At 47.6% G+C, this 18,085-nt stretch carries 17 protein-coding genes; 4 read left to right on the forward strand and 13 right to left on the reverse strand.

Annotated features, from left to right (window positions below):
* Nucleotides 1–28 precede the first annotated feature (28 nt).
* Nucleotides 29–967, reverse strand: coding sequence for a LysR family transcriptional regulator (locus D0C16_RS06060; RefSeq protein WP_151031482.1), 939 nt, complete (start codon nt 965–967; stop codon nt 29–31).
* 132 nt (nt 968–1,099) lie between these two features.
* Here D0C16_RS06060 and D0C16_RS06065 point away from each other — a divergent pair, with 132 nt between their 5' ends.
* Nucleotides 1,100–1,699: an FMN-dependent NADH-azoreductase gene (locus D0C16_RS06065; protein ID WP_151031483.1), complete on the forward strand. Its 600-nt coding sequence runs from the start codon at nt 1,100–1,102 to the stop codon at nt 1,697–1,699.
* A 72-nt stretch (nt 1,700–1,771) separates the two neighbouring features.
* On the forward strand, nt 1,772–2,623 hold the full coding sequence (locus tag D0C16_RS06070) for a pirin family protein (protein WP_151031484.1): 852 nt from the start codon (nt 1,772–1,774) through the stop codon (nt 2,621–2,623).
* A gap of 96 nt (nt 2,624–2,719) precedes the next feature.
* Here the strand turns inward: D0C16_RS06070 and D0C16_RS06075 are convergent, their stop codons facing one another.
* The 5 genes from D0C16_RS06075 to D0C16_RS06095 form a co-directional block, all read right to left on the reverse strand.
* Nucleotides 2,720–4,222, reverse strand: coding sequence for an FGGY family carbohydrate kinase (locus tag D0C16_RS06075; protein WP_151031485.1), 1,503 nt, complete (start codon nt 4,220–4,222; stop codon nt 2,720–2,722).
* A 257-nt stretch (nt 4,223–4,479) separates the two neighbouring features.
* Complete coding sequence (locus D0C16_RS06080; RefSeq protein WP_151031486.1) at nt 4,480–4,821, reverse strand: DUF1820 family protein; 342 nt, start codon at nt 4,819–4,821, stop codon at nt 4,480–4,482.
* A gap of 150 nt (nt 4,822–4,971) precedes the next feature.
* Complete coding sequence (locus D0C16_RS06085) at nt 4,972–6,549, reverse strand: DHA2 family efflux MFS transporter permease subunit (protein WP_225318923.1); 1,578 nt, start codon at nt 6,547–6,549, stop codon at nt 4,972–4,974.
* Between the two features lie 36 nt (nt 6,550–6,585).
* Nucleotides 6,586–7,617: an HlyD family secretion protein gene (locus D0C16_RS06090; RefSeq protein ID WP_151031487.1), complete on the reverse strand. Its 1,032-nt coding sequence runs from the start codon at nt 7,615–7,617 to the stop codon at nt 6,586–6,588.
* Entirely contained in the window at nt 7,614–8,123 is a 510-nt protein-coding gene (locus tag D0C16_RS06095) for a MarR family winged helix-turn-helix transcriptional regulator (RefSeq protein ID WP_151031488.1), read from the reverse strand. Before D0C16_RS06095 ends, D0C16_RS06090 begins: the two co-directional genes overlap by 4 nt.
* Nucleotides 8,124–8,317: 194 nt before the next feature.
* Between D0C16_RS06095 and D0C16_RS06100 the strand changes: the two genes are divergently transcribed.
* Complete coding sequence (locus D0C16_RS06100) at nt 8,318–9,670, forward strand: DEAD/DEAH box helicase (protein ID WP_151031489.1); 1,353 nt, start codon at nt 8,318–8,320, stop codon at nt 9,668–9,670.
* A gap of 87 nt (nt 9,671–9,757) precedes the next feature.
* Here D0C16_RS06100 and D0C16_RS06105 read toward each other — a convergent pair whose 3' ends face one another.
* On the reverse strand, nt 9,758–10,084 hold the full coding sequence (locus D0C16_RS06105) for a DUF6172 family protein (RefSeq protein ID WP_151031490.1): 327 nt from the start codon (nt 10,082–10,084) through the stop codon (nt 9,758–9,760).
* A gap of 164 nt (nt 10,085–10,248) precedes the next feature.
* On the opposite strand from D0C16_RS06105, the gene miaB reads away from it, so the two are divergent.
* Nucleotides 10,249–11,625: a tRNA (N6-isopentenyl adenosine(37)-C2)-methylthiotransferase MiaB gene (gene miaB, locus D0C16_RS06110; protein WP_151031491.1), complete on the forward strand. Its 1,377-nt coding sequence runs from the start codon at nt 10,249–10,251 to the stop codon at nt 11,623–11,625.
* 59 nt (nt 11,626–11,684) lie between these two features.
* Here miaB and D0C16_RS06115 read toward each other — a convergent pair whose 3' ends face one another.
* The 6 genes from D0C16_RS06115 to D0C16_RS06145 all read right to left on the reverse strand — a co-directional run bounded on the left by D0C16_RS06115 (nt 11,685) and on the right by D0C16_RS06145 (nt 18,049).
* Nucleotides 11,685–13,616, reverse strand: coding sequence for a response regulator (locus D0C16_RS06115; protein WP_151031492.1), 1,932 nt, complete (start codon nt 13,614–13,616; stop codon nt 11,685–11,687).
* 21 nt (nt 13,617–13,637) lie between these two features.
* Complete coding sequence (locus D0C16_RS06120) at nt 13,638–14,081, reverse strand: response regulator (RefSeq protein WP_151031493.1); 444 nt, start codon at nt 14,079–14,081, stop codon at nt 13,638–13,640.
* A gap of 48 nt (nt 14,082–14,129) precedes the next feature.
* Nucleotides 14,130–15,584, reverse strand: a complete 1,455-nt coding sequence (locus tag D0C16_RS06125) for a CHASE3 domain-containing protein (RefSeq protein ID WP_151031494.1) — start codon at nt 15,582–15,584, stop codon at nt 14,130–14,132.
* Between the two features lie 38 nt (nt 15,585–15,622).
* Entirely contained in the window at nt 15,623–15,844 is a 222-nt protein-coding gene (locus D0C16_RS06130) for a histidine kinase (RefSeq protein ID WP_151031495.1), read from the reverse strand.
* A gap of 19 nt (nt 15,845–15,863) precedes the next feature.
* Nucleotides 15,864–17,183, reverse strand: a complete 1,320-nt coding sequence (locus D0C16_RS06135) for a sigma-54 dependent transcriptional regulator (RefSeq protein ID WP_151031496.1) — start codon at nt 17,181–17,183, stop codon at nt 15,864–15,866.
* Nucleotides 17,184–17,593: 410 nt separating this feature from the next.
* The gene (locus D0C16_RS06145) at nt 17,594–18,049 is read right to left on the reverse strand and encodes a hypothetical protein (RefSeq protein WP_151031498.1); all 456 of its coding nucleotides are present in this window, start codon (nt 18,047–18,049) and stop codon (nt 17,594–17,596) included.
* Nucleotides 18,050–18,085 lie beyond the last annotated feature (36 nt).

Here is an 18,085-nt window from a genome sequence, read left to right on the forward strand (position 1 = left end):
CGTCGGGCCGATTTTTTTTGCTTGCCGGTTATATCGAATAACCACACATCTTTGGTAAGTTTTCTTTCAACACCTCCGCCAAACGCCGCGTTGCTGGCCCGGAAAACTCATTATCGGCAAAGGTGAGATAAGTCGGCACCTCACGTACAGCTCCCACTTCGACGGGTAGATATTTCAGACGCCCAGCCAAAATATCTTCATGTGTGTACGCATCGGGTAACCAGGCATATCCGAGCCCCATACGAATCGCATCCAACGACGTCTTGATATGGCTGACGGTCCAACGCTGATCCGCCTCCTGCCAACCTTCTGTCCGACGGCGATACTGCCCTGAATCGCGCACAATGATCTGACGATGCTGACGCATGTCCTCGTAGTTAATTGCACGCCCCAATTGTTGTAACGGATGATCAGGACTGGATACGCCATGCATAGTCACGGTTACCAACTTTTCGCCCATAAAGCCGGTCGGAACACGACCCCCGATTGCCAAGTCAACATGGCGTTGCAGTAACGCATCCTCAGTGCCGCTCAACACAGACTCAAAAATCTCAACCCGGGTGTCCGGAAAGTCCTTGGCAAATATCTCCAGGCATTGCAGAACGCGAATGGGGGGAATAATCAAATCAGCCGCGATTTTTATCAGAGGCTCCACTTTAATCGACAAACAGCCCGCAGACTTTTCCAGTCGCTCCGCTTGCTCCAGCAATTGGCGTGCGCGGCGATACAGCAACTCACCGGCAGGCGAAGGAACCGCTTTGCGCCCCTGTAACTGGAACACTTTTACGCCCAGCGCGGACTCCAATTGCGAAATCGAGTAGGAAACTGCTGACTGGCTTTTGTTGAGCAGCTCAGCAGCCTTGGCATAGCCGCCAGCATCGATCACTGCCAGCAATGCGCGCCACTGCTCTAGAGTCACCTTGTTTTCGCTGATGGCGGTAACCACCACAGGACCAGAATCTGGCATATCCACCCTCATTATTGGTGATCAATTCAATTATTAGATCATATACCGCTAAATATCCGTATTTATCATTCATTCGTCAAATCATTTAATGAGCACATGGCAATCACGCCACCTAACCAAGAGGATTTGATCATGGCTAAGCTTTTACAAATCAATAGCAGTCTGTTCGGCGAAAACGGTAACTCCACTACGCTGGCCAACGAGTTTGTGCAACGTTGGAAAGCCGTAAACCCAACCGGCGAAGTCACCGTCCGCGACTTCGCTAAGGAAGAAGTTCCTCATTTGGATGCGGCACGTGTGCAAGCATTATTCAGCCCGGCCGAAGGACGTACCGCCGAGCAACAAGCAGTCCTGGATTACTCGGATAATATCATCGCGGAAATTCAAGCGGCGGACGCGATAGTGATTGGTGTTCCTCTGTATAACTTTGGTGTACCTTCCACACTCAAAGCCTACTTCGATCATATAGCGCGTGCTGGCGTCACATTTAAATACACCGAAACTGGCCCGGTAGGTTTGTTAAACGATAAACCGGTATATGTAATTGCAACTCGCGGTGGTGTGCACAAGGGGCAACCTAGCGATACCCAAAGCCAATTCCTGAAAAACTTTTTAGGTTTCGTGGGTTTGAAAGATGTACACATTATTTACGCTGAAGGTTTGAATATGGGCCAAAAAGATCAGGCTTTTGCCGCAGCAAAAACTGAAATTGCTCAGGAAGTTGCGGCTTAAGCAGCCGCAACTTCCAAGAGTGAACCTGGACGAGACGCAAACAAACGACGCAACAATTTTCGGAGAAAAATTATGCAACGCCAGCTACAGCAAATCGTACAAGGCCGCGAGACCAGCGACGGTGCTGGTGTTCGCATCAAACGTACCCTGGGTCAAAATCCTTATTCACGTTTTGATCCATTTTTAATGCTCGATGAGTTCGGCAGCAGTAGCGCCGATGATTACATCGCCGGTTTTCCTGCTCACCCCCATCGCGGTTTTGAAACTGTGACCTATATGTTGCAAGGTCATATGTTGCATGAAGATCATATGGGCAACAAAGGTCACTTGCGTGATGGCGATGTGCAATGGATGACTGCAGGGCGCGGAATCATTCACTCGGAAATGCCACAACAGGAACATGGATTAATGCGTGGATTTCAATTGTGGCTAAATTTGCCCGCCGCCGAAAAAATGAAACCAGCACACTACCGAGATATCCCATCAGCAGAAATTCCGGTAGCCGATTTACCTAATGGTGGCTGTATCAAAGTAATTGCGAATACGGCATTTGTGGGTGGAAAAGTTGTTAGCGGCCCCATACAGGGTCTCACTACTGAGGCCATTTATTGGGATGTACATTTACCCGCGGGCAATGAGTTCCACCATGCCCTACCGGAAGATCACAATACATTTCTATATGTGTATGAAGGTGAAATCGCGATAGGTGAAGACAAGCGCAAACTCACCAAAGGTAATACCGGTTTACTCAGTAAAGGCGATCAATTAAGTGTGCAGGCATTAGACACTGAAGCACGTTTTTTAGTGATCTCGGGCAAACCCATCAAAGAACCAATTGTGCAATACGGGCCTTTTGTGATGAACAGCACCGAAGAAATTGAACAAGCCATTCAGGATTATCGTGATGGTACTTTAGCCGAGTAAGATGTCGTAGGGGCGCCATTGATTGCGCCCTTTTTGTTTTATGTTTAACTATTTAAATATTTTTGGACTGATGGTTGGACGCAATAAATTGCGCCCCTACGGGGTTAGCCATTTTTGCATGGCATTTTGCCAAGCATGAAAACGATTATTTAAATCGGCATTTTCTTGCGGACAAAAAACCTCTGATTGAAAGTGCGGCTGCCAATCGGGTGATAAGCCCGTCGCCATACAGGCCGCACCTTGCAAGGTAGCATCAGCATTATCACTGCGACAAACCTCTAACTCGCTGATATCCGAGAGCTTCTGGCAGATTGCATTGGACTTACTAAACCCGCCGCTGATACGGATAGAACTAATCTCGCCCGACGTTTTCATTAACTTGATATTCACTGCGATCTGAAAAATGACCGATTCAATCCAGGCAAGGATTTTTTCTTGCGCCGACAAACCCTCTGCAAACCGCGAGAGCAGATCCGTTCGCCAATAGGGCGCGCTTAATCCACCTATCGCATTTAAAAAATACACTTCGCGTTGGGGATTTAGCTGAAGTGCAGCCTCCATCTGCACAGGCGTAATTTCCAGATTTGTTTGCTCCTGAATAAAAGTCATCGCAGAAGCGGCACCATTTACAGTTGCTTCCCATGCATACCAAGGCTTATCCGCCAACTCATTTAAGTAACACGGCGATGATGCATTAATATTTTCAGCTTCACCGTAAGTGTGTTGCGGAATCCATAGCGGGCTAACCAATAAGCCATCTGGTGCATGCAAAATATTACTGATGCGTTGAATAAATGCACCTGTACCCATATTCACATAACAAGTTGAAACATCCGGCAGTCCCACCGCAAATAGTGAAGCGCCTTGATCGCGTGCGCTGGCGAAAAACGGAATTACATGGTGACCCATTTTCAGATTACCAAAATGACTGTTGTGAAATCGGCACTCAGGCAAAACGGATTTTGGAATTTGAAACAATTCAAGCAAACGCTCATCCCACTCGTTGCGATGTAAATTCCACAATAAGGTCCGCTGTGCATGGCCGGGATCGACATGATTCTTCTGATCGAGTAAATGCCAGAAAATAAAACTGACTATAGGTCCTATCGCCAGCGACTGTTGATCCAGCGCTTGTTTAACGCGGTCGCAATTATCCAGACACCAACGAATTTTGCTGGCGCCATAATGCGGCGACATGCGCAAGCCAGTAGTACTTTGCGCTTGCTGGTGTGTTAGGGGGATTTGTTTCAGGTAGGGTTCGCCGCGAATATCCTGCCAGCTTAATACCGGTGTGAGTGGGTCACCGGTTTTTGAATTCCAACATAAAAGTGATGAGCCCTGCCCTGCAAAACTGGCCGCGTTGATATTGCAGACTCTTTCACCCAGGTGATCGAGAACCTTATCCAGGCATTGGCGAATGCCCAACAAAACTTCATTGCCGTCTTGTTCGATATAAGGATAGGGAGAATTTTCAGGCTGGTAATGGCTGGTCGCACAAGGCGCTGAGAATTGGCAAATTAATTCACCGGATTTGGAGTACACCCCCACACGGGAGCTTTGTCCACCCTGGTCTATAGCGAGGTAGAGATTTTCTTTCATGGCACTTGCTCGTAAAACGATAAAGCAAGTTTAGTAACTAAATGCGGGAGAGGTAAGGTGAAGAATAGTATTCAATTTAAAACACGCCGTGAATACCCTTCGGGGCCTGCCCGCAATAAATTGCGGTCGTTCCGTGTGCACAAAACATGTTTTGCTATTTGCCCACTACACCCATGTAGGCTCGAATCGGCATCCATGCCTCATACAGTTTTAAATCAAATACTATTCTCCCCCCTTCGAGATTATGCCAATTTCAATTATTCAATCGGCTTGGGATTAGGAATAAAAGTCCCATAGGGGAATTGGGCGATTTTATCGCTGCCGCCTTTGATCTCGGTGATTTTCACCGGGCCTTCTTTTTCCACTTCATCGATACGGACAATTGAATGCATCGGAATATAAGAACGCTTAACACCGGCAAATTCGTTTTTGAGTTTTTCCTCGGCAGGATCAATCAACACCTGAGTGCGCTCACCGAACACAAACTCTTCAATCTCAATAAAACCGTACATCTCGCTTTGGTAAATCGCGGAGCAAAAGACTTCGTAAACCTGGCCCTGGTTCAGGAATATCACTTTATAAACGGGTTTGGCAGCCATAACTCTCTCTTGGACATCTCTCAAAATACGTGCGGGGCAAGGACAAGCATGCCCGGCAAAGGGCGCGCAGGATAACACAAGTTTCCCCTATTCTCGCCCCGCATGGCTGATTTTCATACACCGGCATTAGTCGATTGTGTTATTAGCAAACTAGTCTGCAGCCACATTCACCGGCGCACCACCCGGCTTGGGTCTGCGCAATAACAGTAACAGTGGCAGCGCCGCGATAGTCACCCACATCATCAGTTGGAAGTCCTGCAGGTAAGCGAGAGTCGCCGCTTGGCGTTGCACTTCGTTATTGATAGAAATCAGACCGGTCGTAGTCGCTATATCCCAATGGCCAGTCTCACCCACTTTCGCCAATGCCTGATTGTAAGGCGTAATGTAGTCCGCAAAAGCAGCGTGATTGCGTTGAATATTCTGTTGCAACTCTGCCATTACTACCGATATCCCAATACTACTGCCGATATTGCGGGTCAAACTAAACAAGGCGGTTCCCTCATTGCGGAAACGCCCTTCCAAGCTGGCAAAGGCAATTGCGGACAGAGGCACGAAGATAAAGCCCAGACCAACGCCCTGGACCACACTGGTGCGCACAATATCCCAACCCGTAATATTGGTATTAAACAAGGTCATTTCCCACAGCGAAATCACTGTGAGGATCAACCCGAACCCCACCTGCACGCGCGGATCAATTTTGCCGGCGATTTTGCCTACGATCATCATGGAGAACATGACCCCCATGCCGCGCGGCGCCATTACCAAACCCACATCTACCACAGGATAACCCAGCAGGTTTTGCAGGAACGGCGGCAATAGCGCCATAGTGGCAAGCAGGATAATACCCACCACAAACATAAAGATCAGACCGATGGAAAAGTTACGATCCCTAAAAATCGCCGGCTCAATGAATGGCTGCTTATAAGTAAAGATATGACTGATAAACCAATAGAAGCCCAACCCCATCAAAATACTTTCAATAACGATTTCCGAGCTGTTAAACCAGTTCTGGCTCTCGCCCCGGTCGAGCATCATTTGCAGGGCGCCAATACCTAAACTGAGAAACGCAAAGCCCAGCAAATCGAAATGACGTTTGGTATTAATCGCTGTTTCTTTCACTGTCGCCATTACCCCTAAAAACGCCAATACGCCAAGGGGAACGTTGATGTAAAACACCCAGCGCCAACTGTAATGCTCAGTCAACAGGCCACCCAGTGTCGGACCAAGGATAGGGCCAAGTACTACGCCCATACCCCAAACCGCCATCGCCTGACTGTGTTTTTCTTTGGGGTAGGTATCCAGCAAAATCGATTGGGATAAAGGCACCAACGCCGCGCCACAGATCCCTTGCAATAAGCGGAAAATCACCACTTGCGGCAGGTTTTGTGCCGCACCACAGAGCATGGAGGTGATGGTGAAGCCCGCGATAGACCAGAGCATTAAACGCTTGCGACCAAAACGATCAGACAAAAAACCGGTGAGCGGCAGGAAAATCGCCGCCGCGACTATATAGGATGTCAACACCCAGGAAATCTGATCCTGGGTGGCCGACATACTGCCCTGCATATGGGGCAAAGCAACATTGGCGATAGTAGTATCCAGCGCCTGGATAATAGTCGCCAGCATTACTGACGCCGTAATTAACCCTCGCTTGCCAGCCGACACGCTGGTTGGGGACACATTTGCTTCGGGAGCATTGGGTAAAGCATCACTCGCTACCTGGGCCACAACAGCTCTCCCATGCGAAAAATTCAACACAAAAAATTAGATGGAAAATCCGAGCAATGAGCGTTTGTAGCCGGTATCGATTTCAATACCTGTACTCAGACCCGCTTGCAAACGTGGAGCAGCTTCGTTGGGCTTAATACTGATGCGAACCGGCACCCGCTGCGCGATCTTCACCCAGTTACCCGTGGCATTCTGCGCCGGGATTACCGAGAACTCGGCGCCGGTTGCCGGGCTGATACTTTGTACCTCTCCCTCCCAGACTACACCAGGATAAGTATCCACCTTTACGTTGACGCTTTGCCCGACACGCACATGGGTTAAGTCAGTCTCAATGAAATTCGCTTCTACCCAGAGGTTATCGCTCGCTACCAGTGACATAACCGCACTACCCACTGCCAAAAACTCGCCTGCCTCTGGTGGTTTGGTAACTACGCCGTCTTTAGGCGCGGTGATTTGGGTGTATTCCAGATTCAACTGCGCCTGCTCTACTTCCGCTTTAGCCGCCAAATAACTGGGATGTTGCTCGATAGGCAAACCTGCATCACCGCCAAGTGACTCAGCGATGCGTTTAAGATCCTGCTGAATAGTGACAACTTGTTGGTCATTAATACGACGGGTGTGGCTCACTTCATCGTATGTTGCTTTTGCCACCAGTTTGCGCTCTGCCAGATTGGCCTGGCGTTGTTGTTCTTTTACGGCGTAATCGCGATTGGCCATGGCCAGCTGCAACTCGGATTGCTTCTCGCGGTAACTCGCGTGTAGAGCTGCCAGAGTAGTACGTACCTCACCCAGCTTAGCGTTGGCCTTTGCCAAAGCAACGTCATAGGGTTTGCGATCCAACACCAATAACAGTTGACCCGCTTTGACATGTTCATTTTCCGCTACCAAACGCTGTTCCACCGCCCCGGCAACGCGCGGGCGAATATTGATGACATCGGCTTTGGTATAGGCGTTTTCCGTAGTTGCATAACGGCCGCCAGAAAGATATATCACCAACCCGACTAGCCCCAGCAACGCCGGTATGGCAACCAGTAACAAAAAGCGGCGCGACTTCAATGCTTCAGTCATTTTTCACTTACCTCAGATACCACTTTGGATTCAGAAATGTTCTTGCTTAATACCGTCAGGTTTTCACGTACCTGATTCAATCCGGAAAACAGAGCCTGTTGTTGTTCCGGGGTTAAACCCGCGAGCGCTTGTTGTTGGAACTCGGCGGACGCTGCCGTAATCATCTTCAAGATTGGCGCAGCCGAAGGGGTTAAAAAAAGCTGGAAGGCGCGACGATCCTTGGGATCAGGGCGACGTTCAATCCACCCGTTTTCGGCCAATTGATCCAACAAGCGCGCCAGGCTGATGGGTTGGATATCCATATAATCCGCCAGGTCCACCTGCCGAATACCCTGCCACCGACGAACCCCCAAGAGTGCCTTCGCTTGGGATAACGTAAGTTGGTATTGCTCGAAATAATGAGAGGCGATACGACGGGTTAAACGCACGTTATCGGCCAGCAAAAAACCCAGGCTTTCGCTTTCGGGAACCAGAGGGCCAATATCATCAAGGTCGTACAAACTCATAAACCATCCTCATAACAAGTTAAATATATAATATACATAGCTTACTATTTTTCCAAAGATGGGTTTCGCCTTAGCGCGACATGAAAATCGTTTTTGGGTTATAAAGTGCTCAAAAGATCGCCAACGCTAACCCCAAAAGCGGTTTTAGTCGTTATACTGCGCGCCCTTTTTCAGCTGGACTGGTGGATACGCCCATGAACTTTACCTCCCTTGGACTTGCGCCGGAATTGCTGCGCGCCCTTAAAGTCATCGGCTTTAAAACCCTTACCCCAGTGCAGGAGCAGGCCATCCCCGCCGCCCGCCGCGGCCTTGATCTGCTTACCACGGCCCAAACCGGCACCGGCAAAACGGCGGCTTACAGCCTGCCAGTGCTGCAACAAATGCTGGAAAAACCCAAAGGGACTGAAGCAGGATTCGTCCGTGCACTCATCCTTGCCCCGACACGCGAGTTGGTGGAGCAAATCGCCAAAGCTCTGCAAGAGTTTGCGCAATTCACGCCGTTTAAAATTGCTGCTGTTTACGGTGGAGTAAAAGTCACCAGTCAGGGAGCCAAATTGCGTGCCGGCGTAGACATTCTGGTCGCGACTCCCGGCCGCCTGAAAGAACACATCGAACTGGAAAATGTGAATCTTGCCAAAGTGGAATTTGCCGTGCTCGACGAAGCCGACCGCATGCTGGATATGGGCTTTGTGGTGGATATGCACGCAATCCTCACCAGCATCACCCGCAAGCACCAAACTCTGTTTTTCTCTGCAACCGGCTCGCCGCTGGTAACCAACCTCTCCAAGCAGGCGATGAATCGCCCTACCCTGATCACCGTTTCCAAACGCAACTCAGTGGCCGAAACCGTAGACCATGTGCTCTATCCCGTAGATAGCACCCGCAAATACGAGCTGTTTATCCATTTACTACACAGCCAAAACTGGTATCAGGTGATGGTATTCAGCAGTACGCGTGAAGCTGCAGAACAACTGATCCAGGCTTTGAAAAATGACAAGGTTGATGCAGCGGTTATTCACAGCGAGAAAACCCAGGGTTCACGCCGCCGCGCACTACAGGAATTTAAAGAAGGCAAACTGCAAGTGCTGGTTGCGACCGAAGTCGCCGCACGCGGATTGGATATTCAGGGGCTGGATTTTGTAGTGAACCTGGACTTGCCGTTCTTTACCGAAGACTATGTACACCGCGTAGGCCGCACCGGTCGCGCCGGCAAAAAGGGCACTGCGATTTCACTCGTGACACCGGCGGAAGAACACAAAATCTCACTGATTGAAGATGTAATTGGCACCAAAATCAAACGTGAAAAAATCAAAGGCTTTGAGGTTACCGAGCAAGTCGTTAAGGTAGTTACCAAACCCAAAAGCGGCTTGCTTAAACTCGCTGCGAAACCGGCCAGTAAACCCAAATCGGGCAATCCTAAAAAATCTGCCTTTGCAAAACCAGCAAAAGGCAAGGCAGCTAGCGCTCGCCCGGCAGCCAGCAAACCGGCGCGCACCAGCTCCAAAACAACCCGCAGTGCAAAACCAACTGCGCCGAAAAAGCGCTAATCGCTAAAATACGAAAAAACCTTCGGAAAACAAAAAGGCCGTCTGCTTCCCAACAGCCGGCCTTTTTTATGAATCCTCAGCTGGGAATTAATCCCCCAAATCCTCGTCGTTATCCAGGTCATCATCGTATGCACGCGGCTTGCGTGTCGCTGCACGGGCGAGAATCTCCACGTAAAAGCCTTCTCCACCAGCAGCTTTAATTTTATCCATCAGGTCAATAATGACCGCCAGACGAACCTCTTCTGCCTCTGCTTCAGTAGCGCCAAAGCGACAATCAAACGCCCAATAGTTGCTGCCCGCTGGCAAGGCTTTATTGCGCTCGCGCTTTACGTATTTGCGCACCTCGTGCTTGATGGCTTCGAACAAACGCTCGGGGTGTTTGCCTTCGATATTGAGTTTGAATGTCTTTTTCATGATCGCTCGATAGTAATAAGGGGTAAATCCGGGAGCGCATCTTACCGCAATGAACCCTTTTCGGGTGCAAACAAATGGTGATTCTGCGGCCCTAACCGCCTATAATGCGCGCCTTTATTTTTGCATGATTTTTAATCAAATCAGCGTTTACGCAGGTGTTGTCGATGTCCGCCACAGAAACCCCGACCAAAAAGCTCTATATCAAAACCCACGGCTGCCAGATGAATGAGTACGATTCATCGCGCATGCGTGACTTATTGGGCGAGTCCCACAACATGGTGGCGACCGAAAACCCCGATGAAGCCGATGTTATTCTCATTAACACCTGCTCTATCCGCGAAAAAGCGCAGGAAAAACTCTTCCACGAATTGGGCCGCTGGAAACACCTCAAGAAAAAGAACCCGGAACTGGTTATCGGCGTTGGTGGTTGTGTCGCCAGCCAGGAAGGCGCTGCCATTGCCGAGCGTGCGCCTTTTGTGGATCTGATCTTTGGCCCGCAAACCCTGCACCGCTTGCCGGAAATGATGGAAACCAAAAAGAACAACGGCGTCGTTGTGGTGGATGTCAGCTTCCCGGAGATTGAGAAGTTCGACAAATTGCCCCAGCCAGATGCCGACGGCGTTAGCGCATTCGTCTCCATTATGGAAGGCTGCTCCAAGTACTGTACGTTTTGTGTAGTGCCCTATACCCGCGGCGAAGAAGTCAGCCGCCCGGTAGCCGATGTAATGGCCGAAATTATCCACCTCGCCAAACAAGGTGTGCGCGAAGTTAACCTGCTCGGCCAAAACGTAAATGCCTATCGTGGTGAAGCTACTGACGGTACCGTTATCGATCTCGCCGAGTTAATAACCTATGTGGCGGCAGTAGATGGTATTGACCGGATCCGTTTCACCACCTCGCACCCCGTGGAATTTACTGATTCATTGATCGACGTCTATAACCATGTACCTGAGCTGGTGAGCCACTTACACCTGCCAGTACAGAGCGGCTCGGATCGCATTTTGATGGCGATGAAGCGCGGTCACACGGTGTTGGAATACAAATCCAAACTGCGCCGCATTAAGAAAATCCGCCCCAACATCAGCTTCTCATCCGATTTTATTATCGGCTTCCCCGGTGAAACCGAGGCAGATTTTGAAGCGACCATGAAACTCATCCACGATATGGAATTCGATACCTCTTTCAGCTTTGTGTACAGTCCGCGCCCTGGTACTCCTGCAGCCGACTTGCCCGATGAAACCCCCGAGGAATTGAAGAAACAGCGTTTGGCGATTCTGCAAGACCGCATTATTCAGCAAGCCATGGCCATCAGCCGTCGCATGGTAGGCAACACCGAGCGTATTCTGGTCTCTGGCTACTCTAAAAAAGATCCTGGCCAATTGTGCGGCCGTACCGAGAATAATCGCGTAGTGAATTTCCGCTGTGACAACGCCGATTTGATTGGAAAGTTTGCGGATGTACTAATTGAAGAGGCCCTGCCAAACTCATTGCGGGGTACATTGTTGAGCTCGGAATTGGATAGCGACTGGATCAAACTTTAATTTCATCAGCGCATGCGTTGCGCCACCAACTGTAAAAGCCTGCACTGTTGCAGGCTTTTTTATTTCAAAAATTTTTCCAACTGAGCCAAGGAAACAGGTTTTAACAAAGCGCCACTAATTCCGGCATCCTCCGCGCGCTGCTTATCAATCTCCTCGCCACTAACCACGATAATTTGCGTCGCTGGTTGTAACGCACGAACTTGCTCCGCAAACGCATAGCCGCTCATATCGGGCAAGTTGACATCAACTAAAATAATATCCGGAACATAGTCTTTGGCTTTTCGCAAAGCTACTGCGGCACTGGTCGCCGTTATTACCTGCCACCCCAGCAGCCCGAGCAATGCGGACATCGCCTGCAATGCATCTGGATCATCTTCCACTACGAGTATTACTCGCCCTTGGGCTGCACCACTGTTTGCATCGGTGGGCACGAGGGGTAAGTAACGTGTAAGGCACTCATACAGGCGCGACTGATCAACGGGTTTACCAAGGTAAAATGAAAATCCCGATTCAAAGCACTTATCCATATCACCCTTCATATGTGCCGCTGTCAATGCAATCAGCGGCTTTTCAAAACGGGCTTGGCGCAATCTTTTAGCTGCTTCGTGCCCACCCATCACCGGCATGTGAATATCCATCAACACCAGATCAAAGTGGCGATTCTGAGCCGCTTCAGCAGTAATTAACCGTATTGCATCGTCGCCATTAACGGCATACATCACTTCCAGACCAGTTAGCGCGACGAAATGTCCGATCAACAAACGAATATCGCGCAGATCATCTACAACGAGAACACGCCCACGTAATTGCGGCACAATGGTGGATTTTTCTCCAACCATGTCGAAATTCAACGTTAATAATGCAGAATCTGCCTGTGCAATATCGCCCGGATCTATCGAAAAACTAAATTCACTGCCTTTACCAACTTCGCTTCGAACGCGAATAGCTCCCCCTAATCGCGCAACCAGCATTTTACTAATAGTTAGCCCCAAACCTGTTCCTGCACGAGGGTGCGCATAGGTATCTTTGGATTGCACAAAAGGTTCAAAAATTAATTCCATAATATCTTGGGCAATACCAATTCCAGAATCCTTCACCGTAAACAAAATTTGTTCTGTTCCGTCCTCCAGAACGCGCTCTATACGTAAAACGACTTCTCCTTCTTCAGTAAACTTAATCGCGTTGCCAATCAAGTTCAACAAAATCTGCCGCAACCGCATTGGGTCAGTCACGATCTCTATTGGTAATGGCTGGGTAGCTTCTATGCGCAGTTCTAAATTTTTATCAATAGCAGCGCCACGCATTAAAAAGTAGATATCGCACAAAAATGACGACAAACAAATGGTTTGCAGCTCAAGTTCAAGTTTGCCCGCTTCAATTTTGGATAGGTCCAACACATCGTTCAACAAGCCCAACAAGTGCTTGCCGTTTCTATGCACAATATGTAAGTGTGCAAGGCTCTCTGTATCGATTATTTTATTAATTAACAATTCCGTAAACCCAAGAATAGCCGATAAGGGAGTTCGTAATTCATGGCTAAGGTGGGCGAGAAATTCACTTTTCGAACGGTTTTCAGCTTCCGCTTTTAACCGCTCAACACGCTCGCGCTCTACTTCACTACGCGCTAATGCATAACGGATCGCGCGGGCTAGTTGCTCAGCACTCAAATCAGCTTTAACCAGATAATCCACAGCACCAGCTTCCAGCGCCTGGATATCAACATCCTCCCGATGAACGCTGGTTAATAAAATAATTGGCCCCGTAAAACCCGCATTTTGGGCCTGCCGTAACAAAGCAATACCGTCCTGAGCGCCTAATTTATAGTCCATTAAACATAAATCATGACTGCTTTGACTCAGACGCGCCAAACCTTCATTAAACGAAGGTGCCCACTCCAACTGATATCCCTGATCAATTTCCCCCAACAACTCCTTAGTCAGCAAAAAATCGTCCTCATCATCATCTACGATTAGTAGTTTTACCGCGTGCATAACACCGTCTCCAGATAAAATCTATGGCAATTCCACGAACTCCACCCAGTATCTGCCCAACGCCTTCATCAATTCGACCAATGCTTCAAACGTAACTGGTTTGGTAATATAGGAGGCAGCACCCAAATCATATCCCTTAACCATATCCTCTTCCGCTTTAGACGTAGTCAAAATCACCACGGGAATGCGACGTAAACTTTTGTCAGCTTTAATTTTTGCCAGTGCTTCTCGCCCATCCATTTTCGGCATATTTAAATCTAATAAAATTAGTCCCGGCATGGGGTAGCGAGTGCGATCCGAATAACTTCCCTTACCATGTAGATAACTCAATAGCTGTACCCCATCTTCAACAAAATACAGTTCGTTTAAAACTCGACTCTCCAACATCGCTTCTTGCGCAAGAAGACGGTCATCCGTGTCATCTTCCGCCATCAAAATCACCAATGTTTTTTTAGAAATATTCATAATTTGCCACCACTCATTCGCGCAACATATAGTTGACGCCACTTAACGTTAAAGGTGTATCGGCTCTATCACCGGTTGAGTTATTGGCAAACGAATAATAAATGTAGCCCCCTTTCCCTGTTCACTTTCAGCGTCAATACTACCGCCATGGCGCTCGACAATTTTTCGGCATAAGGCCAAGCCAATGCCGGTCCCTGAATATTCATCGCGTCCGTGTAGGCGCTGAAACAAATTAAATACGCGCTCAGAATATTGTTGATCGAAACCTATTCCCTTATCAGCAAACTGTATGCAACACCATTCCCTTGTATCTTCCACCAATGGTGAGGGAACTTTATCGTCACAAGTGATTCGAATCTCGGGAGCAGTATCTGGCTTGTGAAACTTTATACTGTTAGTCATCAGATTCATGAATACCTGCCCCATCTGCGAAGCGTCTGCGTCAATAGCGGGCAACGATTCGATATACAATCGTGCACCAGATTCTTCGATCGCATAATCGAGATCATCCAACACTCTGGCAATTACCTGATTCAGGTCGACGCGCTCAAAAGGCTTTTGTTTGGTAGTCACGCGGGAGAAGCTTAATAGGTCATTAATTAATGCCGACATGCGCTCGGATGCCGCCTGCATTCTCATCACATAATCAGCACCGCGCTCACCCAGTTCCTGCATGAACTTTTGTTGCAGTCGATCGCCGAACGCACGTATTTTGCGCAATGGTTCCTGCAAATCATGCGACGCCACAAATGCAAATGCCTCCAGGTCCTTATTACTGCGATGCAATTCTTCAGAATACTGCATTAGCGCCTGAGTGCGCATATCGACCTTGACTTCCAGTTCACTATTCGCCCGCTCCAACTCACGATATAGATTCTCTATTTTTGCGGAATTTCGATACAAAATAAAAAATATTCCCAGGGATAGCGCCAGACCTATAGAGTTGGTCAACAGTAATGATGCTACAATAAATTGGCGATTATTGACTGCATGATTCTTGTTTTCTTTTAACCGAAAGGTTTCATCCTTTTCCATTTCACTGATTAACGCGGTAATCTCCTCCATTATTTTGATCCCCTCATCCGTCCGGATTTTATTGACGGCATCACGAAAGCGATCGTCATCAGTCAGACTGACAATCAATTGCATTTCATTGATTTTATCGAGAATTTTTGAATATAGCTGATCGTAACGTTGCGCTTGCGAGGGAATGTTACTGGATGCTTCACGCAATTTATTTAAGAGATCATCAATAATGACCAGCGTATTATGATAGGGTTCGAGATACTTCTCGTTAGACGTTAACAGATAGCCACGGTGGCTACTTTCTGCGGCATATATCTCGGTTTTCAGGTCTTTGATGAGATTAATAGTTTGAAGATTATTATTAATACTGCGGTTATTCTCTGCGATAATATTGACTGAGCGGTACGAAAGTGCAGTACTGATTAAAAAAAAGCTGACTACCGAAGCCAGCACCAAGTGCCAGACATAATTTGGCATCCCTCCAAAACCCGATTCGCTCACAGAGGATATCGGATTCACCGTCCTGCCTCATCGGGACCGTTGGTGCTTTTGAATGCGTCCAACCTCGTGCTACACGCGCGACACTCGAGTAAAATAACTTCAAAAATCCGTATCGCGCGGGCTATATCGCCAGTCCTCTCCAATGTAAGCTTCCCCAACTCAGCATTGATCGAAATATTGTTCAATGGATTACGTACATCATGTATTAATCTATCGCTAATAACTTTGCTATCCATTGGCCCTCCAAAACTAACACTATGCGTCTACATAACTGTTTAAGCGGTTATAAAGCGTCTTCAAGCTAATCCCCAACATATCCGCTGTTTGCTTTTTGTCGCCATCAAAATGCTGCAAAGTAACTTCTATCAATTCACGCTCCACTTCTTCGACGGTTTTACCTACCGTAATTCCAGCCGCTTGCTGTGAGCTAACTTTGGAAAAAGGCGATGTAAGGTCATTTGGAAGTAGCAGTTGCTTCGTCTGTGGATCTGCCATGATATAGGCACGGTGAATAGCGTGACGCAATTCACGCACATTTCCGGGCCAGTCATAATCCATTAATCGCCCCAAAGATTGCTCGCTAATACTAACTTCACTGTCATATTGCTGGTTGAATGTGTTAAGAAAATACTCAACCAACAATGGAATATCACTTTTGCGCGCTCGCAACGGCGGGATATGAATAGGAAAGACCGCAAGTCGAAAATATAAATCTTGGCGTAAACACTGTTGCTCAGCTATTTCAAGTTCCGTACGGTTAGTAGCAGAAACCACTCTTGTTTCAACATCAACGGACGCGACAGAGCCCAGCCTAACTAATTTTTGTGTCTCAAGGACACGCAATAAATTGGGCTGCAAATCCAGTGGCATCTCGGTGATTTCATCCAGAAATAAAGTCCCTTTATCCGCCTGCTCAAACACACCGATTTTACGATGAGACGCCCCAGTAAAGGCCCCTTTTTCGTGACCAAATAGCTCACTATTGATCAATTCACGCGAAAACGCACCACAATTTGTAGCAACAAAATCTCCCTCTACGTTACTGGCATAATGGATCGCAGCCGCCACCATTTCTTTACCAACACCACTCTCACCCATCAGCATTACATTGGCTTTGGTTGCGGCTACCCGCTCGATCATTTGATAAAGGTTTTTCATGGGCTCTGATTCGCCCACCAAATAATTGAAATGTAAAGATGAACTTTTTTGCTGAATAGCAGTCAGTGGCTTACTTTCAACAAAAATTGATTGTAGTTGCGAAAGATCGATAGGTTTAATCAGGTAATTAACATTTGAGCCGTATAGATTTTTAACAATTTCTTTCACGGAGGGATGGCCAGTTACAAGAATAATTTTCGTATTGCTTCTTTCTGGCAAAGCATCTAACAAGTGCAAACCAATTCCATCCGGCAAAATCAGATCAAGTATCATGTGCGTGAAATGAAACTCGTCAATCAACTCACGCGCACGTGCAACCGAACTTACCGCCTTTACGTTGTGCCCCAAAAGCTTCAACAGCTCTGCCGTAGCATCCAAAAAAATATTGTCATCGTCAACTAATAGTACTTCAGCCACGATATTACCCTCATGTTTACCAGCGGAGCGCAGAACCATTCTAGCACCACTCACAGAGGATAATGCAGATCAAATCAATCAGTTAGCGACTTCTATCACTATTTTAAAGAAAACGATGCGCCATCAAAAATAACAACTGCTCACTTTTAAATAACATGAACACTTTCTGAATAAATAAACAGACCTGGAAAAACGTGACACCAGTCAATATTCAACTGCGACCAAAAAGAAGAAAACGCCTAACCATTTTTAATGCTTGAATGCCACCAAAGAAACCGCGCGCGCGATACGAAATGAACCCCAAGAAAAACGAAGCGATTACAAAAGCCGGCAGTAGCTTTTTAGAATCACTCGCCACTACATGGCGCCGCATGTTCAATAACAGCACATTGCGATGCACCAGTAACTGGCTATTTTTTTGTTTCACCCTTGCTTGAAGATCCATAATTGAGCACCTTTATAAAATCTCGAATTTGCGCTGACGTGTTTGGTAACATCATTCGTGTACGATATTTTCTGTACAACGAATTACAGACCAATAACAGAAATAGTTGCATTAAAAAAAACACCAGAAATCCAAGCACCCCAATATTGCTCAACTCATATACGCACCAGGCAATCAATACCGAAAACGAACACCATGTGATTAGCAGTATTGGCATGCTAATTAGCCACAACATCAGCAACCTGGGTAATGAATGGATTGCAAGCTGTAGTTCCGCGTTTGCTAAATCTGCCACACCAACGGCACAGTGAATAACTTGCGCTCCGAGCTGTAAGGTATTTTCCAATTCGCTGGTTAAACTGGAACCCCCCGAAGCTGCTTGCTCTTCGGGGGGACCATTTTTCAGATCATGTATTTCCATGATCAAACTCTCCAGATATAAAACTCAGAAGCCCGA

Source organism: Cellvibrio sp. KY-GH-1 (assembly GCF_008806975.1).
Taxonomy (GTDB): domain Bacteria; phylum Pseudomonadota; class Gammaproteobacteria; order Pseudomonadales; family Cellvibrionaceae; genus Cellvibrio.

Bases quoted from the DNA above. Each gene is read 5' to 3' on its own strand.
- D0C16_RS06060 (WP_151031482.1), bottom strand. From the start codon at position 967: ATGCCAGATTCTGGTCCTGTGGTGGTTACCGCCATCAGCGAAAACAAG.
- D0C16_RS06145 (WP_151031498.1), bottom strand. From the start codon at position 18,049: ATGGAAATACATGATCTGAAAAATGGTCCCCCCGAAGAGCAAGCAGCT.
- D0C16_RS06115 (WP_151031492.1), bottom strand. From the start codon at position 13,616: ATGCACGCGGTAAAACTACTAATCGTAGATGATGATGAGGACGATTTT.
- D0C16_RS06130 (WP_151031495.1), bottom strand. From the start codon at position 15,844: ATGGATAGCAAAGTTATTAGCGATAGATTAATACATGATGTACGTAAT.
- D0C16_RS06065 (WP_151031483.1), top strand. From the start codon at position 1,100: ATGGCTAAGCTTTTACAAATCAATAGCAGTCTGTTCGGCGAAAACGGT.
- D0C16_RS06125 (WP_151031494.1), bottom strand. From the start codon at position 15,584: ATGCCAAATTATGTCTGGCACTTGGTGCTGGCTTCGGTAGTCAGCTTT.
- D0C16_RS06080 (WP_151031486.1), bottom strand. From the start codon at position 4,821: ATGGCTGCCAAACCCGTTTATAAAGTGATATTCCTGAACCAGGGCCAG.
- miaB (WP_151031491.1), top strand. From the start codon at position 10,249: ATGTCCGCCACAGAAACCCCGACCAAAAAGCTCTATATCAAAACCCAC.
- D0C16_RS06070 (WP_151031484.1), top strand. From the start codon at position 1,772: ATGCAACGCCAGCTACAGCAAATCGTACAAGGCCGCGAGACCAGCGAC.
- D0C16_RS06105 (WP_151031490.1), bottom strand. From the start codon at position 10,084: ATGAAAAAGACATTCAAACTCAATATCGAAGGCAAACACCCCGAGCGT.
- D0C16_RS06095 (WP_151031488.1), bottom strand. From the start codon at position 8,123: ATGAGTTTGTACGACCTTGATGATATTGGCCCTCTGGTTCCCGAAAGC.
- D0C16_RS06090 (WP_151031487.1), bottom strand. From the start codon at position 7,617: ATGACTGAAGCATTGAAGTCGCGCCGCTTTTTGTTACTGGTTGCCATA.
- D0C16_RS06120 (WP_151031493.1), bottom strand. From the start codon at position 14,081: ATGAATATTTCTAAAAAAACATTGGTGATTTTGATGGCGGAAGATGAC.
- D0C16_RS06100 (WP_151031489.1), top strand. From the start codon at position 8,318: ATGAACTTTACCTCCCTTGGACTTGCGCCGGAATTGCTGCGCGCCCTT.
- D0C16_RS06075 (WP_151031485.1), bottom strand. From the start codon at position 4,222: ATGAAAGAAAATCTCTACCTCGCTATAGACCAGGGTGGACAAAGCTCC.